This is a genomic window from Microvirga yunnanensis (genome assembly GCF_025460875.1).
Genome location: NZ_JAMXFI010000071.1, coordinates 1 through 14,195, shown reverse-complemented (window position 1 = coordinate 14,195; position 14,195 = coordinate 1). Strand labels below are relative to the sequence as shown.

Annotated in this window: 13 protein-coding genes; 7 read left to right on the top strand and 6 right to left on the bottom strand. The window is 69.5% G+C overall.

Going from position 1 to position 14,195, the window contains the following annotated elements; all coding sequences use genetic code 11:
• Window positions 1-95: 95 nt before the first annotated feature.
• Genes NF876_RS27675 through NF876_RS27660 form a run of 4 tightly spaced genes read right to left on the bottom strand, consistent with a single transcriptional unit; the run spans window position 96 to window position 2,831 of the window.
• A complete protein-coding gene (locus NF876_RS27675; RefSeq protein ID WP_262271575.1) occupies window positions 96-1,340 on the bottom strand; it encodes a CCA tRNA nucleotidyltransferase in 1,245 nt (414 codons plus the stop codon).
• A complete protein-coding gene (locus NF876_RS27670; RefSeq protein ID WP_262271574.1) occupies window positions 1,340-1,597 on the bottom strand; it encodes a DUF6111 family protein in 258 nt (85 codons plus the stop codon). Before NF876_RS27670 ends, NF876_RS27675 begins: the two co-directional genes overlap by 1 nt.
• Window positions 1,594-2,232 carry a CoA pyrophosphatase gene (locus NF876_RS27665; RefSeq protein ID WP_262271573.1) on the bottom strand — a complete coding sequence of 213 codons (639 nt, stop codon included), beginning with the start codon at window positions 2,230-2,232 and terminating at the stop codon, window positions 1,594-1,596. Before NF876_RS27665 ends, NF876_RS27670 begins: the two co-directional genes overlap by 4 nt.
• Window positions 2,232-2,831 carry a DUF1285 domain-containing protein gene (locus NF876_RS27660; RefSeq protein ID WP_262271572.1) on the bottom strand — a complete coding sequence of 200 codons (600 nt, stop codon included), beginning with the start codon at window positions 2,829-2,831 and terminating at the stop codon, window positions 2,232-2,234. The genes NF876_RS27665 and NF876_RS27660 overlap by 1 nt, the downstream gene beginning before the upstream one ends.
• Window positions 2,832-3,139: 308 nt before the next feature.
• Between NF876_RS27660 and NF876_RS27655 the strand changes: the two genes are divergently transcribed.
• The 4 genes from NF876_RS27655 to NF876_RS27640 are packed head-to-tail and all read left to right on the top strand — an operon-like array spanning window position 3,140 to window position 9,986.
• A complete protein-coding gene (locus tag NF876_RS27655; RefSeq protein WP_173945970.1) occupies window positions 3,140-4,156 on the top strand; it encodes an AAA family ATPase in 1,017 nt (338 codons plus the stop codon).
• A gap of 10 nt (window positions 4,157-4,166) precedes the next feature.
• Window positions 4,167-5,093 carry a DUF58 domain-containing protein gene (locus NF876_RS27650; RefSeq protein WP_262271571.1) on the top strand — a complete coding sequence of 309 codons (927 nt, stop codon included), beginning with the start codon at window positions 4,167-4,169 and terminating at the stop codon, window positions 5,091-5,093.
• Window positions 5,094-5,096: 3 nt separating this feature from the next.
• Window positions 5,097-7,901 (top strand): DUF4159 domain-containing protein, encoded by a 2,805-nt coding sequence (locus NF876_RS27645; RefSeq protein WP_262271570.1) that lies wholly within the window; start codon window positions 5,097-5,099, stop codon window positions 7,899-7,901.
• A 12-nt stretch (window positions 7,902-7,913) separates the two neighbouring features.
• Window positions 7,914-9,986, top strand: a complete 2,073-nt coding sequence (locus tag NF876_RS27640) for a hypothetical protein (protein ID WP_262271569.1) — start codon at window positions 7,914-7,916, stop codon at window positions 9,984-9,986.
• Between the two features lie 76 nt (window positions 9,987-10,062).
• On the opposite strand, the gene NF876_RS27635 is transcribed toward NF876_RS27640, so the two are convergent.
• Both NF876_RS27635 and NF876_RS27630 read right to left on the bottom strand, forming a co-directional pair.
• Window positions 10,063-10,575, bottom strand: coding sequence for a GNAT family N-acetyltransferase (locus NF876_RS27635; RefSeq protein ID WP_262271568.1), 513 nt, complete (start codon window positions 10,573-10,575; stop codon window positions 10,063-10,065).
• 152 nt (window positions 10,576-10,727) lie between these two features.
• Window positions 10,728-11,207, bottom strand: coding sequence for an NUDIX domain-containing protein (locus tag NF876_RS27630; RefSeq protein ID WP_262271567.1), 480 nt, complete (start codon window positions 11,205-11,207; stop codon window positions 10,728-10,730).
• Window positions 11,208-11,544: 337 nt separating this feature from the next.
• On the opposite strand from NF876_RS27630, the gene mbfA reads away from it, so the two are divergent.
• From mbfA to NF876_RS27615, 3 genes are all read left to right on the top strand, one after another.
• Window positions 11,545-12,516, top strand: a complete 972-nt coding sequence (gene mbfA / locus NF876_RS27625) for an iron exporter MbfA (protein ID WP_262271566.1) — start codon at window positions 11,545-11,547, stop codon at window positions 12,514-12,516.
• 54 nt (window positions 12,517-12,570) lie between these two features.
• Window positions 12,571-13,485, top strand: coding sequence for a metallophosphoesterase family protein (locus NF876_RS27620; protein WP_262271565.1), 915 nt, complete (start codon window positions 12,571-12,573; stop codon window positions 13,483-13,485).
• A 283-nt stretch (window positions 13,486-13,768) separates the two neighbouring features.
• A partial coding sequence (locus NF876_RS27615; RefSeq protein ID WP_262271564.1) for a DUF4142 domain-containing protein occupies window positions 13,769-14,195 on the top strand: 427 nt, incomplete at its 3' end.

Here is a 14,195-nt window from a genome sequence, read left to right as displayed (position 1 = left end):
GCCTTGTGCCGGTGATGACGTGGCGAATGGCACGGCCGGCTGGTCATGTCCCGGGATGGAGACAGGGGCCAGACCATCGGACGTGAAAAGATGCTTTAAGCCTGCTTCAGCACCCGCCTGAGCAGATCCTTCGCGGAGGCTTCGTCGGTTCGGCAGCCCTCCGCCAGCCAGCCCTGGCGGGCCTGCGCGAGCAATTCACCGATCCTCGGCCCTTTCGGGATGCCGCTCCCGACCAGGTCGCCTCCCCGCAGGGGGAAGACCGGCACAGGCTCGGCCCCGGTGCGGTAGCGTTCGAGCGCCTCGCGGGCGTCGGCACGGACGATCGGGAATGGCTCGCCGGCCGTCGCCGCCAGGACGGTGTCGAGGGCCTCCACATCGTGATCCGCCGCCAGGCGGCGGATGGCGCCGGCGTCGAGCGGCAGGGCCCAGGCCTTCACGAGGCTCAGAAGGCGCGCATAGGCGACGAGCTTCCGGTGCTCGTCGTTCGACAGACGCAGGCGCTCCCGCAGGCGGTCGGCATCCTCTTCGACCATCACCGCGAGCGCGGCCAGACGCCAGACCGGGACGGGGCTTTGCGCGTCGGAGACCTCCACGCGGCCGAAGCGGCCGAACTCGGCGGCGCCGCCCAGAAGCCACGGGAGAAAGCCGTGATCGGCCAGGACGCCGATCGTGTCCTTCGCCCGCCGGGCGACCAGGAGCTTGAAGAGCTCATGCCGGATCCGCTCCCGGGAGAGGATCTCCAATCCCTGCCGCTCGGCCCCGGCCGCGGCGAGCCCCTCCGGGTCCGGATCGGCCTGCGCATATTCCGCGTGAAACCGGAAGAAGCGCATGATCCGCAAATAATCCTCGCGAATGCGGGTCCGGGCATCGCCGATGAACCGGACCCGTCGGGCCGCCAGATCGGCCAGGCCGTCCGTGTAGTCGTGGAGCCGCCCGTCGAGGCCGAGCGAGAGAGCGTTGATGGTGAAGTCGCGGCGCCTCGCGTCGAGCGCGAAATCGCGTCCGAAATGCACGACCGCGTGACGCCCGTCGGTCTCCACATCCTCGCGCAGGGTCGTGATTTCGTAAGGCTCGCCGTCGGCGATCACGGTGATCGTGCCGTGCTCGATCCCGGTCGGCACCGCCTTGAACCCGGCCGCCTTCGCGTGCTCGACGATGGCATCGGGCCGCATGGTCGTGGCGCAGTCCACCTCCGTCACGGGCCGCCCGAGCAGGGCGTTGCGCACGGCCCCGCCCACGATGCGCGTCTCCTCGGCGCCGTCATTGAAGGCCTCCAGGAGGCGGCGCAGGGGCGGACGCTCAAGAAGGCCGAGCAGGGCCTGTCGATCGAGGGTTTCCATCACTCGAAATGTCCCGGGACGACCCGTCCGTTTTCCACATGGGTCGGCACATAGGTGCCCGTCTCGCGGTCGACCAGGAGGCCGGTCGCGACCAGCGAGGCGATCACGAAGCTCAAGCCCGCGATGGCGAGCCAGAGCGACTGGTCGCTCCAGTGCGACCAGATCAGCGGGTTGCGGCGACGGACGACCAGGTAGACGCCGAAGAGAACGAAGGGCAGGAGGAACAGAACCAATCCCTGGACAACTGCCCGCGTCATGAACCGTAGAGCCTCTCGTACAGATTGCGGATGATGCCCGCCGTCACGCCCCAGATGTAGCGTCCCTCGTAGGGCATTGCATAGTAGCGCCGCACCCTTCCCTTCCATTCGCGGGAATGGAGCTCATGGCGGGAGGGATCCATGAGGAAGCCGAGCGGCACCTCGAAGGTCTCGGCCACCTCGTCGTGGTTGAGGTTGAGGCTGTAGGAAGGGGAGACCCGCGCCACCACGGGCATGACGAGATAATTCGTCGTGGACAGGTAGGCGTCCAGGTAGCCGAGCGGAACGATGAAGCGGCTGTCGAGGCCGATCTCCTCCATGGCCTCGCGGCAGGCCGCCGCCAGGACCGAGGCGTCCTCCGGGTCGACCCGCCCGCCCGGAAAGGCGATCTGCCCGGAATGCTGGCGCAGCTGAGCGGAGCGCTCGGTCAGGAGCAGCATCGGTTCCGCCCGCATGACGACCGGAACGAGGACCGCGGCCGGCTTCGGCGTCAGGGGGTGGACCAGGGGCACGTCGTCGAGGCTGTGGTCGCCGCGCGGGTTGGCGAGCGCCTCCTCGGGATGCGGCGGCTCGGGCCGCAGACGCTCGGCTGCCAGCGTCAGGAAGTCCGGCGCGTCGTGGGGAGCAAGCCGCATCAGAAGGCGTCCAGAGCGCTGACGGGAGCGATGGGAAAGAACATGCCATCTGCCATGACACCGAAGGTGGCAGCGCCTTCCACATCCCGTTCCTCGCCGAGGGCGACGAGATCCAGCGCCAGGGAGCGCGTCACCCGCGCCCACAGATCCCCTCGGATCTTCACGGAGGGCTTGACCCCGCCGCTGGCGTCCTGCTCGAAGCGCAGGGGATGCGCGGGCCCGACCTGCACGAGATCGTCCACATTGGTCCGGAAGGCGATCTGGCGGCTTGCGCCGTCGCCGTCCACGGCCATCTCGACGGCGAGGAACGGCGCATCCTCGACCGTGATGCCGACCCGTTCGACCGGGGTGACGAGCACGTAGCGCTCCGGATCCTTGCGCAGCACCGTCGAGAAGAGCCTCACGAGAGCCGGACGGTTGATGGGGGTGCCCATGTAATGCCACGTCCCGTCGGCCGCGATGCGCATGTCGATCTCGCCGCAATAGGCCGGGTTCCAGCGCTCGACCGGCGGCGGTCCCTTGCGCGCGCGATCGGAGCCCAGCGCCGCTGTCAGGCGGGCCAGGGCATTCCCGGGAGCGGAGGCGGAGGGTTCGGTCATGACGCAAGCGTGAACAGGATTTTGAACTTTATGGATCGACGAACGGCCGCCGATTGTTACTTCTAAGGGCATCGTGCGGAAAAGTGGACCCGGTTTTCCGCATCAACGATGCACACATCAATGACGAAGGATCGGATCCGATCCCAAAAGTGGGTCCACTTTTGGGTCCGATGCTTTAAAGCATAGAGCCCTCGGCTGTCTCGTCCACTCCATCCGTCCTTCGCTGCGGCGCAACGACCCTTGCACCTCGACACGGATCGAAGGCAGACTACCTACCGGGGGCAATTGCGATCGAGGAGAGTGACCTCATGACGGCCAGCATTGCTCAGGCGCCTACCGCATTGGACGACGCGATCATCCGCAACGCGGAGGCGACCCTCGAGACTGTCGGCCGGGCCCGCGAGGCCATCCACACGGTCATCTTCGGCCAGGAAGACGTGGTCGATCTCACCCTCATCACCCTTCTCGCGGGCGGCCACGGCCTGCTCGTGGGCGTTCCCGGCCTCGCCAAGACGAAGCTGGTGGAGACGCTCGGCACCGTGCTCGGGCTCGACGCCCGCCGCATCCAGTTCACCCCGGACCTGATGCCCTCCGACATCCTCGGGTCCGAGATCCTCGACGAGGGCGCCGACCGGCGCCGTTCCTTCCGTTTCGTGAAGGGCCCGGTCTTCGCGCAGCTCCTGATGGCCGACGAGATCAACCGCGCGAGCCCGCGCACCCAGTCGGCCCTGCTCCAGGCCATGCAGGAGCATCACGTCTCCGTGGGGGGCGAGCGGCACGACCTGCCCCAGCCCTTCCATGTGCTGGCGACCCAGAACCCGATCGAGCAGGAAGGCACCTATCCCCTTCCGGAAGCCCAGCTCGACCGATTCCTGCTCGAGATCGACGTCGGCTATCCGACGCGCGAGGCCGAGCGGCGCATCCTGATCGAGACCACGGGCGCCGACGAGCACAAGCCGCAGGCGGTCATGAACGCCGAGGCTCTCATGAACGCCCAGCGCCTCGTGCGCCGCCTGCCGGTCGGCGAGAGCGTGGTCGAGGCGATCCTCGACCTCGTCCGCTCGGCACGTCCCGAGGGCAACGGCATCGAGGGCGTGACCGACAGGATTCTCTGGGGGCCGGGTCCCCGCGCCAGCCAGGCCCTGATGCTGGCGGTGCGCGCCCGCGCGCTGATCGAAGGCCGGGTCGCCCCGTCGATCGCCGACGTGGTGGCGCTCGCCGAGCCGGTGCTCAAGCACCGCATGGCCCTGACCTTCTCGGCCCGGGCGGATGGAGAGACCATCAAGAGCATCGTCGGCCGGCTCACGTCGCGGCTGGCAGGCTAGGAACCCCGTCATGGCCCGTGTCCGGGTCCTCCCCGAAAGCGCCCGCTCGCCGGGCCGCCGCGAAACGGAAAGCGCTCTCTCCCTCGCAGACCGCATGCCGCACCTCGTGCTCGAGTCCCGGCGGGTCGCCGCCAACCTGGCCCACGGCATCCACGGCCGCCGGCGCGCCGGCACCGGCGAAACCTTCTGGCAGTTCCGCCCCTTCGTGGCCGGCGAGGCGGCACAGCGCATCGACTGGCGCCGCTCGGCCCGCGACGACCGGCTCTATGTGCGCGAGCGCGAGTGGGAGACCGCCCAGACCGTCTGGTTCTGGATCGACCGCTCCGCCTCCATGGGCTATGTCTCGGAGCTGGCGCAGGCGCCCAAGGTCGAGCGCGCCATCGTGCTCGGCCTCGCTCTCGCCGACGCCTTCGTCGAGGCCGGCGAGCGGGTCGGCATGCTCGGCCTCATGCCGCCGCGGGCGACGCGGCGCATCGCCGAGACCATGGCCCAGACCCTGGTGGCCGACCGGGCGTCCCTGGAAGAGGATCTGCCCCCGCAGGCTCCCGTGGCGCCCCAGCACGAGGCCGTTCTGATCAGCGATTTCCTGTCGCCCCTGTCCGATGTCACCGCCATGGTCGAAGGCATCTCGTCACGCGGGGCGCGCGGTCATCTCGTGATGATCGTCGATCCCGTCGAGGAGACCTTTCCGTTCCAGGGACAGGCCGTCCTGCACGATCTCGAGGACGGGCTGTCGTTGCGGATCGGCGATGCGGTCTCCTGGGGCCGTGCCTACCGGCTGCGGATCGAGGAGCACCGGGAGGCGCTTCAGCAGCTGGCCCGCCGCCGCGGCTGGACCCTGACCATCCACCGCACCGACCGGCCGGCCAGCGAAGCCGCCCTGCGCATCATGACGCTCGTGTCGACCGCGCGCGGCACCGGCCTGGGAGGGCGTTGAGCCATGCTGGGCCTTCCCCTCACCTTCGCGGTTCCGCTCGTTTTGACGGCGCTGGCGGCCCTGCCGGCGATCTGGCTGCTCCTGCGCATCACGCCGCCGCAGCCGCGCCGGGTCGACTTCCCGCCCCTCAAGATCCTGGCGGACCTGCGGCCCGAGCAGGAAATGCCTGCGCGCACCCCCTGGTGGCTCCTGCTGCTGCGGCTGCTGCTCGCCGCCTTCCTCATCCTGGCGGCCGCGGGCCCGATCTGGAACCCGCTGGCGGAGGACGACAACCGCTCGCCGCTCCTGATCGTGCTCGACAACGGCTTTGCCGCCGCGCATGACTGGCGCGAGCGCATGAACCTCGCGGTCGAGCGCGTCGAGGCGGCGGGCCGCGACGGGCGCACGGTCGCGCTCGTGGCGACCGCCGAGGCTCCCGCGGCCATCGAGCCGGCGAGCCCGTCCACCGCGCTGGAACGGCTTCGGTCCTTGAAACCCCTGCCGCATCTGCAGGACCGCCAGGCCCATCTCGATTCCGTCAGGCGGTTCCTGGAATCGACTCCCGAGACCAACATCGTCTGGATCAGCGACGGGGTGGCGGGCGTTGATGGACAGGGCTTCATCGATGGTTTGGCCAAGATGGCGAACGGGCAGCGGATCACCGTTCTCAAAGCGGAGCGCGCTCCGGCCCTGGCCGTTGCCGGCGCGGAGAATGCCAGCGGCCAGCTCAATGCGAGGCTCGTGCGTCCCGAGCCGAACGGACGCGATGCCGGCACCGTGCGCGCCCTCGACCTCAAGAGCCTGCCGCTCGCGGACATGCGCTTCGCCTTCGATCCGACCGCCACCGAGACGAGCGTCGCGTTCGATCTGCCCACCGAGATCCGCAACGCCATCGCGCGCATCGAGGTCCTCGGCGAGGGCTCGGCCGGGGCCGTGCATCTCCTCGACGAGCGCGGCAAGCGCCGCCGCGTGGGGCTGGTGTTCGGCGGCACCTCCGATCAGGCTCAGCCCCTGCTCTCGCCGCTCTACTACATCGAGCGCGCCCTCGCGCCCTATTCGGAGATCCGCAACGGGCGCGGCGCGGTGGCCGACGCGGTGAACCAGCTCATCGACGAGCAGGTGTCCGTTCTCGTGCTGGCCGACGTGGGGGGGCTCGACCGGGAGACCCTGGGCCGGGTCACGGCCTTCGTCGAGAAGGGCGGCATGCTCCTGCGCTTCGCGGGCTCCCGCCTGGCCGCCGGCAACGACGAGCTCGTGCCGGTGCGCCTGCGCCGGGGCGGGCGCAGCCTCGGCGGCACCCTGTCCTGGGACACCCCCAAGACCTTCGCGCCCTTCACCCGGGAAAGCCCTTATTTCGGCCTGACCGTGCCGGAGGAGATCGGCATCCACCGCCAGATCCTCGCGGAGCCGGACGGCGACCTGCCGGGGAAGACCTGGGCGTCGCTTGCCGACGGCACGCCCATCGTGACGGCGGACAAGCGCGGCGACGGCATGATCGTGCTCTTCCACGTCACCGCCGACACCACCTGGTCGAACCTGCCCCTGTCGGGCCTCTTCGTCGACATGCTGCGCCGGACCACGGCGCTCGCGGGCGCGCCGAGCGATGCCAATGCGGAGGCGCGCAACGCGGAGAACGACACGGTGGCTCCACGACTGACCCTCGACGGCTACGGCATCTACACGTCGCCCCCGGCCAATGCCCGCGCCGTGGCGCGCAACTACGCCGAGCGCGCGACCGGAGAGCATCCGCCGGGCTTCTACGGGCCGGTGGATTCGAGCCTCGCGGTGAACGCGCTCCTGCCGGGCGACCGGCTCGCGCCTCTCGACTTCGCTCCCCTCAACGGCCGGGTCGCGCCCCTCGCCGGGGCGCAGACCATCGATCTGCGCATGCCGCTCTTCATGCTGGCTCTCGTGCTCCTGCTGATCGACACCCTCGCGTCGCTCTGGCTCGGCGGCCATCTGTCGAACGTCGCCTCCCGCCTGCGCCGGGCCGGCGCCGCGGCCGCCATCGTGCTCGGGGCGTCCCTTCTCCTCAACCCGGCTTCGGACGCGAACGCGCAGGAGCGCCGCTCGTCCATGACCATGGAGAGCTCCAGCCCCGCCCTCGTGACGCGGCTCGCCTATGTGGTCACGGGCGATTCACAGGTCGACGAGACGAGCAAGGCAGGCCTGACCGGGCTGACGCAGGTGCTGAGCCAGCGCACCGCCCTGTCGCCCGGAGAGCCGATCGGCATCGATCTCTCGCGGGACGAGGTGGCGTTCTATCCGCTGATCTACTGGCCCATCGTGGCATCCCGGCCCATGCCGTCCGAAGCCGCGATCCGGCGTCTCGACGCCTTCATGAAGGGCGGCGGCACGGTGATCTTCGACACACGCGACGCCTTCGGCAACCGTCCGGACGGCGCTCCCACGGCCGAGGGGCAGTACCTGCGCCGGATGCTGGCGAGCCTCGACATTCCCGAGCTCGAGCCGGTGCCGGCCGATCACGTGCTGACCAAGACCTTCTACATCCTCGACAGCTTCCCGGGCCGTTACGCCACCGGGCAGACCTGGGTCGAGGCCCTGCCGCCCGCGCCCGAGGGCGAGGCGAGCCGCCCGGCCCGCTCCGGCGACGGGGTGTCGCCGATCATCATCACGTCCAACGATCTCGCGGCCGCCTGGGCGGTCGGCGCCCGGGGCGAGTTCATCTACCCGATCGTGGGCAGCGACCAGCGCCAGCGGGAATTCTCGTACCGCAGCGGCGTCAACATCGTCATGTATGCGCTGACCGGCAACTACAAGGCCGATCAGGTGCACGTGCCGGCCCTGCTCGAACGCCTCGGGCAGTAAGAGGGAAACGGTTTGCTCTCGATCAGCTTCTCCCCGCTCATCCCGGCCTATGCCCTCTGGGCCCTCGGTGCGGTCGTCGCGCTGCTCGCGATTCTCGCGCTGATCTCCCGCGGACCCGTGGCGATCCTCAGGGCGGTCGCCCTCGGGCTCGTGCTCCTGGCGCTCGCCAACCCGGCGCTCGTGCAGGAGGACCGGGACAAGGTGAAGGACATCGTGGCGATCGTGGTCGACCGCTCCACCTCGCAGACCCTGGGCGACCGCCCGGCCATGACCGATCAGGTGCGGGCCGAGCTGGAGCGGCGCTTCGGCTCCCTGGCCGACGTGGACCCGCGCTTCATCGAGGCGGACGACGGCAGCGGCGACGACGGCACGCGCCTGTTCGCCGCCCTGTCCAACGGGTTGGCCGACGTGCCGCCGGACCGGCTCGCCGGCGTGGTCTTCGTGACCGACGGCGTGGTGCACGACATCCCGTCCTCCGTGGAGGGTCTCGGCTTCCGGGCGCCCCTCCACGCGCTCATCACCGGCCGTCCGGACGAGCGCGACCGGCAGATCAAGCTGCTCGAGGCGCCCCGCTTCGGCATCGTGGGCAAGGACCAGACGATCCGCGCCCAGATCATGGAGCGCGGCGGCACCGGCTCGGCCCTCGTCACCGTGCGCCGCGACGGACAGGTTCTCACCCGCCAGCAGGTTCGCGCCGACACGCCCTTCACCCTCGACGTGCGCATCGAGCATGGCGGCACCAACGTGGTCGAGCTCGAAGTGGAAGGCCTGCCCAACGAGCTGACGCAGGCCAACAACCGGGCGGTGATCCCCATCGAGGGCATCCGCGAGAAGCTGCGCGTGCTGCTCGTCTCCGGCGAGCCCCATGCCGGGGAGCGGACCTGGCGCAACCTCCTCAAGTCCGACGCCAACGTGGACCTCGTCCACTTCACGATCCTGCGCCCGCCGGAGAAGCAGGACGGCACGCCGATCAACGAACTCTCGCTGATCGCCTTCCCGACCCGCGAGCTGTTCCAGCAGAAGATCAAGGAATTCGACCTGATCATCTTCGACCGCTACGCGAACCAAAGCATCCTGCCGTCCAGCTATTTCGAGAACATCGTGCGCTACGTGCGCGAGGGCGGGGCGATCCTGGTGGCGGCGGGCCCCGAATTCGCGAGCTACGGCAGCCTCGCGCAGACCAGGCTTGCGCCGATCATCCCGGGCCAGCCCAACGGCAGCATCGTCGAGCAGCCCTACAAGGCGCAGATCACCGACACCGGCGACCGCCACCCCGTCACCCGCGACCTGCCGGGCTCGGAGCAGTCGCCGCCGGCCTGGGGCGAGTGGCTGCGCATCATCGGCTCGCAGGTGCAGTCGGGCGACACGCTCATGTCGGGAGCGAACGACCTGCCGCTCCTCGTCCTGCGCCGGGAGGAGAAGGGCCGCGTGGCGCTGCTGCTCTCCGACCATGCCTGGCTCTGGGCCCGCGGCTATCAGGACGGCGGCCCGCATCTCGACCTTCTGCGCCGCCTCGCCCACTGGCTCATGAAGGAGCCGGCCCTCGAGGAGGAGGCCCTGCGGGCGAGCGCGCAGGGGCGCGACATCCGCGTCGAGCGCCAGACCATGGCCGAGACGGCCGACCCCGTGACCATCGTGGCCCCGAGCGGCCAGGAGAGCAGCGTCCCGCTCACCGAGACGCGCCCCGGCCTCTTCACCGCCCAGGTGGCCAGCCGCGAGCTCGGCCTGCACACGGTCCGGTCGGGCGATCTCATCACCTTCGTGAGCATCGGCCCGGCCAATCCGCGCGAGCTCATGGACGTGTTCAGCAACACCGAGGCCCTGAGCGCGATCGCCGAAGCGACCGGCGGGTCGGTGCGGCGCGTCGCGATGGCGGGTGATCAGAGCATCACGGTGCCGCGCGTCCTCGCGGTGCATTCGGGCAGCCGCTTCTCCGGCGGCGACTGGATCGGCATCAAGCCGAGCGACAGCGCCATCGTGCGCGGGGTATCGGTCTTCCCGATGGCGCTCGGCTTCGTAGGGCTCGTGCTCCTGATCGGCTCCACCCTCGCGGCCTGGCTGATCGAGGGACGCCGCCGGGCCTGACCGGAATCGCAGCGCTCATCAGCCACGTCGTCACCGGGCTCCTCCCGGTGACGACGGAGAGGCCGGATCGTTCGCGCTACCCGTCCGAGTCGGGCAGCGGGCTCACCAGTCCCTTGGCGCCCGCCATCGCGCCTTCCACCAGTTCCAGGGCCAGGAAGCGGACCGGGTTGACCGGACCCGGAAGCTGCAGCTGCTGCGGCGGGATGCGCCTGAAGCCGAAGCGGCTGTAATAGGGCTCGTCGCCCACGAGCAGCACCAGGGTATGGCCCCCGGCCTTGGCGGCATCGAGGGAGCGGCGCATGAGGGCGGCGCCGATGCCGCGGCTCTCGAAGGCGGGCTCCACCGTGAGCGGGCCCAGCATCAGGGCCGGCACGTCGCCCGCCTTCACCGGGGTGAGGCGCACCGAACCGACCAGCAGGGTGCCGACCAGGGCCGTGAAGGACAGATCGAGCCGATGGGACGCCCCTTCCCTCAGGCGCGAGGCGGTGCGGGCGAAGCGGCCCGGCCCGAAGGCGCGCTCGTGCAGGCGCTCGATGGCTTCGGAATCGATGGGTTGCTCGGTGCGGATCAGGAGCGAGAGCTCGGTCATGGACGGACTCGGGGACGAGAGGGAACGGAAAACGGCTGAACGGAACGTCAGCCGTGTCGTCGTCGCGAAATCCGTGTGATGCTCATGGGGCTCGGCATTTCATGAAGGTCGCAAGGCCATAGCAGCGCCGGGAACGCGGCGCAAACCCTCTCTCACCAGTTCGCCGAGACGGGCTGGCCCTCGAGGATCTCGGCCAGGCGTCGGCGGGTCGCGGCCGTCGTTCCCTCGGGCAGCCCCTCGATGGGGAAGAAGCCCGCCTCGGCGATCTCCCGGTCCGGCTGCTTGACGGCGAGCACCGTGAAACGGCGGATGACGTAGACCAGCACGTGGTCGCGCCGGGAGATCCGGCTGTTGAAGAAGACGCCGAACAGCCTGGGCGTCTCGTCCATGGCGATGCAGGCCTCCTCCTGGAGCTCGCGGCCCAGGGCCTCGAGGGCGGTCTCGCCGGTCTCGACGCCGCCCCCCGGCAGGTGCCAGCCGGCCACGTAGGTGTGCCGGATGAGGAAGACCCGGTTCCGGTCGTCGAGGACCACGGCCCGAACGCCGAGCGTCATGCCCCGGGAGAAGCGCCAATAGGTATGGAGTGCCCGGGAGACGAGGCGCGCGGACCGGCGAGGCTGAGGATCGGACATCGGGCCACCCCATCACGGCAAGGTTACGGGAGGATGAATGTAGTCATTCATCCACTGCATAGCTGTTCCGGTATTTTGTCGCGTGACCGGGATTAGACGAAGGTCTAAGACAAGACCAACCAAAGGTGTTCCGATGTTTCTCGCGCTGATCCTGTCCCGTCTCAACCGTTCCGCCCGCTTCTCCTGGTCCCCGGCCCTCAACCTCGAGGACCGCTCGATCTACTCGACCCTGATCCCGGGCGCGCAGTACTGAGTCTGAGGCCTCGCCTCCGTTGACGCGGGGAGGCTTGGCAACGGCCCGGCTTATTGTTTAGAATCCTTCTAAACAGGAGCGGGCATGAAGTCTCTATCCCAATTGTCCGAGCGCGAGGTTATCGCGCTCGCCATCGGCAGCGAAGAGGAAGATTCGCGGATCTACCAGCATTTCGCGGATCGCCTCCGGGGTGACTTCCCCGCCTCGGCCGAAATCTTCGACGGCATGGCCGAGGAGGAGCGCGCCCATCGCAACGCCCTCTACGGCTTCTACCGCGACCGCTTCGGCGAGCATCTCCCGCCGATCCGCCGCGAGGACGTGCGCGGCTTCCTGAAGCGCCGCGCCGTGTGGTGGAGCCCGCATCTCGACCTCGACCGCATGCGCCGCGAGGCGGAGGTCATGGAGCTGCAGGCCGCGAACTTCTACGAAAAGGCCGCCCAGCAGACCCTCGACGTGTCCGTGCGCGAATTGTTCACCAGGCTCGCCGAGATCGAGCGCGGCCACGAGCGCAAGGCCGGCGAGCTGCATGCCGCCCATCTCACCGAGAACGCCGAGGCCGCCGAGGAGCATGCCCGCCGCCGGCTCTTCGTGCTGCAATACGTGCAGCCGGGGCTGGCCGGGCTGATCGACGGCTCGGTCTCCACCCTCGCGCCCCTGTTCGCCGCCGCCTTCGCGACCCAGAACAACTGGGAGACCTTCCTGGTCGGGCTCGCGGCCTCGGTGGGCGCCGGCATCAGCATGGGCCTGACGGAGGCCCTCTCCGACGACGGCGAGATCACGGGCCGCGGCTCGCCCTGGCTGCGCGGGCTGGTCTGCGGGGTCATGACGGCGGCCGGCGGCCTCGGCCATACCCTGCCCTATCTGGTGCCGGATTCCTGGCCCAACGCCTTTCTCCTCGCCACCGGCATCGCGGCCCTCGTGGTGGCGGTCGAGCTCGTGGCGATCTCGTGGATCCGCACCCGGTTCATGGACACGCCGTTCTGGAGCGCGACCCTGCAGGTGGTCGTGGGCGGCATTCTGGTGCTTCTCGCCGGGATCTTCATCGGCAGCGCTTGACGCGCGGGGCACCGCGCGCGAACTCTCGCTTCCCGACGCATCAACCCGGCCGCCATGTTCCGCATCGCTCACCTGACCGACCCCCATGTGGGCCCGCTGCCCCGGCCGCGTCTCAAGCAGCTTCTGAGCAAGCGCCTGACCGGCTGGTACAACTGGCACCGCAGCCGGCACGACCTGCACGACATGGAGCTCCTGGCCGAGCTCGTCGCCGACATCCATGCGCAGAAGCCCGACCACATCACCTGCACGGGCGATACCTGCAACATCGGCCTTCCGGACGAATGGAAGACGTCCCGGGTCTTTCTCGAGAGCCTGGGCGACCCGTCCCGCGTGACCTTCGTGCCGGGCAACCACGACGCCTATGTGCGCGGCTCGCTCGAGGGGCTGCTGCGGGAGATCTCGCCCTGGACCCGGGGCGACGACGGCCGCGAAGGCGCGTTCCCCTACCTGCGCCGCTACGGGTCCATCGCCGTGGTCGGCCTCTCCTCCGCCATCCCGACCCTGCCCTTCGTGGCCAGCGGACGGGTCGGGTCGCGGCAGATGAAGGCCGTCGAGCAGATCCTCGGCGAGCTGGGGCGGGACCCGGGCTGCTTCCGGATCGTGCTGATCCACCACCCGCCCCATGTCGGCGGCGCGGAAGCGGGCCGCAACCTCACCGACGCCTCCCGGTTCGAGAAGATGCTGTGCCGGGTCGGCGCCGAGCTCGTGCTGCACGGGCACAACCATGTGGGCTCGCTCGCCCATCTCGACGGCCCGCGCGGCCCCATCCCGGTGATCGGCGCGCCCTCGGCCTCGGCGCGCGGCGGAACCCTGACCCACAAGGCCGGCTACCATCTCTTCACCATCGACCGGGACGAGACCGGATTTCTCCTCATGGCGGAATTGCGGGGCCTGAAGCCCGACGGCACGGTCGGAGGCATGGGCATGCTCTCCCTCGCCCGCATTCGCCAGCCCGAGGCGAAGTCCTGAGAAAACCTCCGGGACCGCGCTCAAGCATATGGCCGCGCTGAAACGTCAAGCTTCGAAGAATAGGCGCGCTTTCCACTGTCGCGCGAGGTATCTCTATTGTCCTTCAGCGTGACGAAAGCCAAGCTTTGGCGGGTTGATCGGAATTTATGCTGAACGAAGCCTGACTTTCCTGGAACCGCTTAGATCGAATGCCGTTGAAGGGGTGCAGCAGCCACCCACGACCTCCGCGAGCCCGATGGGCTTCGCACGGTGTTCTGCGATCCCGGTAACAGGAGTTCACCCCATGAAGAAATATCTTCCCCTCGCGGCCCTGCTTGCATCCGTTTCGGCCGTCCCGGCCTCTGCCCAGATCATGGACGGCCAGACCTACCGCATGATGGCGGCTCAATCGGATGCTTTCGAGATCGCTTCGAGCCAGCTCGCCCTTGAGCGCTCGCGCAACCCCGCCGTTCGCCGCTACGCCCAGAACATGATCAAGGACCACAGCATGACCAGCCAGGCCCTGAACGGCGGCCGCCCGGTCTATTCCGCGTCCGGTGAGTTCATCGGCGGCTCCCTGGGCGGCACCCTCGCCGGCGCCGGCATCGGGGCCCTCGTGGGCGGCCCGGTCGGAGCGGCCGTGGGCGCAGGCGTCGGCGCGACGGCCGGCGCGACCGCGGGCGCGGCCGCCAGCGGCGCTCCGGGCACGGCCGGCGGAACGGCGACCGGCG

What these genes read in the sequence shown, in the direction of transcription:
- NF876_RS27665 (WP_262271573.1), bottom strand. Translation starts at nt 2,232, where the DNA reads ATGCGGCTTGCTCCCCACGACGCGCCGGACTTCCTGACGCTGGCAGCC.
- NF876_RS27620 (WP_262271565.1), top strand. Translation starts at nt 12,571, where the DNA reads ATGTTCCGCATCGCTCACCTGACCGACCCCCATGTGGGCCCGCTGCCC.
- NF876_RS27650 (WP_262271571.1), top strand. Translation starts at nt 4,167, where the DNA reads ATGGCCCGTGTCCGGGTCCTCCCCGAAAGCGCCCGCTCGCCGGGCCGC.
- NF876_RS27635 (WP_262271568.1), bottom strand. Translation starts at nt 10,575, where the DNA reads ATGACCGAGCTCTCGCTCCTGATCCGCACCGAGCAACCCATCGATTCC.
- NF876_RS27630 (WP_262271567.1), bottom strand. Translation starts at nt 11,207, where the DNA reads ATGTCCGATCCTCAGCCTCGCCGGTCCGCGCGCCTCGTCTCCCGGGCA.
- mbfA (WP_262271566.1), top strand. Translation starts at nt 11,545, where the DNA reads ATGAAGTCTCTATCCCAATTGTCCGAGCGCGAGGTTATCGCGCTCGCC.
- NF876_RS27660 (WP_262271572.1), bottom strand. Translation starts at nt 2,831, where the DNA reads ATGACCGAACCCTCCGCCTCCGCTCCCGGGAATGCCCTGGCCCGCCTG.
- NF876_RS27655 (WP_173945970.1), top strand. Translation starts at nt 3,140, where the DNA reads ATGACGGCCAGCATTGCTCAGGCGCCTACCGCATTGGACGACGCGATC.
- NF876_RS27670 (WP_262271574.1), bottom strand. Translation starts at nt 1,597, where the DNA reads ATGACGCGGGCAGTTGTCCAGGGATTGGTTCTGTTCCTCCTGCCCTTC.
- NF876_RS27675 (WP_262271575.1), bottom strand. Translation starts at nt 1,340, where the DNA reads ATGGAAACCCTCGATCGACAGGCCCTGCTCGGCCTTCTTGAGCGTCCG.
- NF876_RS27645 (WP_262271570.1), top strand. Translation starts at nt 5,097, where the DNA reads ATGCTGGGCCTTCCCCTCACCTTCGCGGTTCCGCTCGTTTTGACGGCG.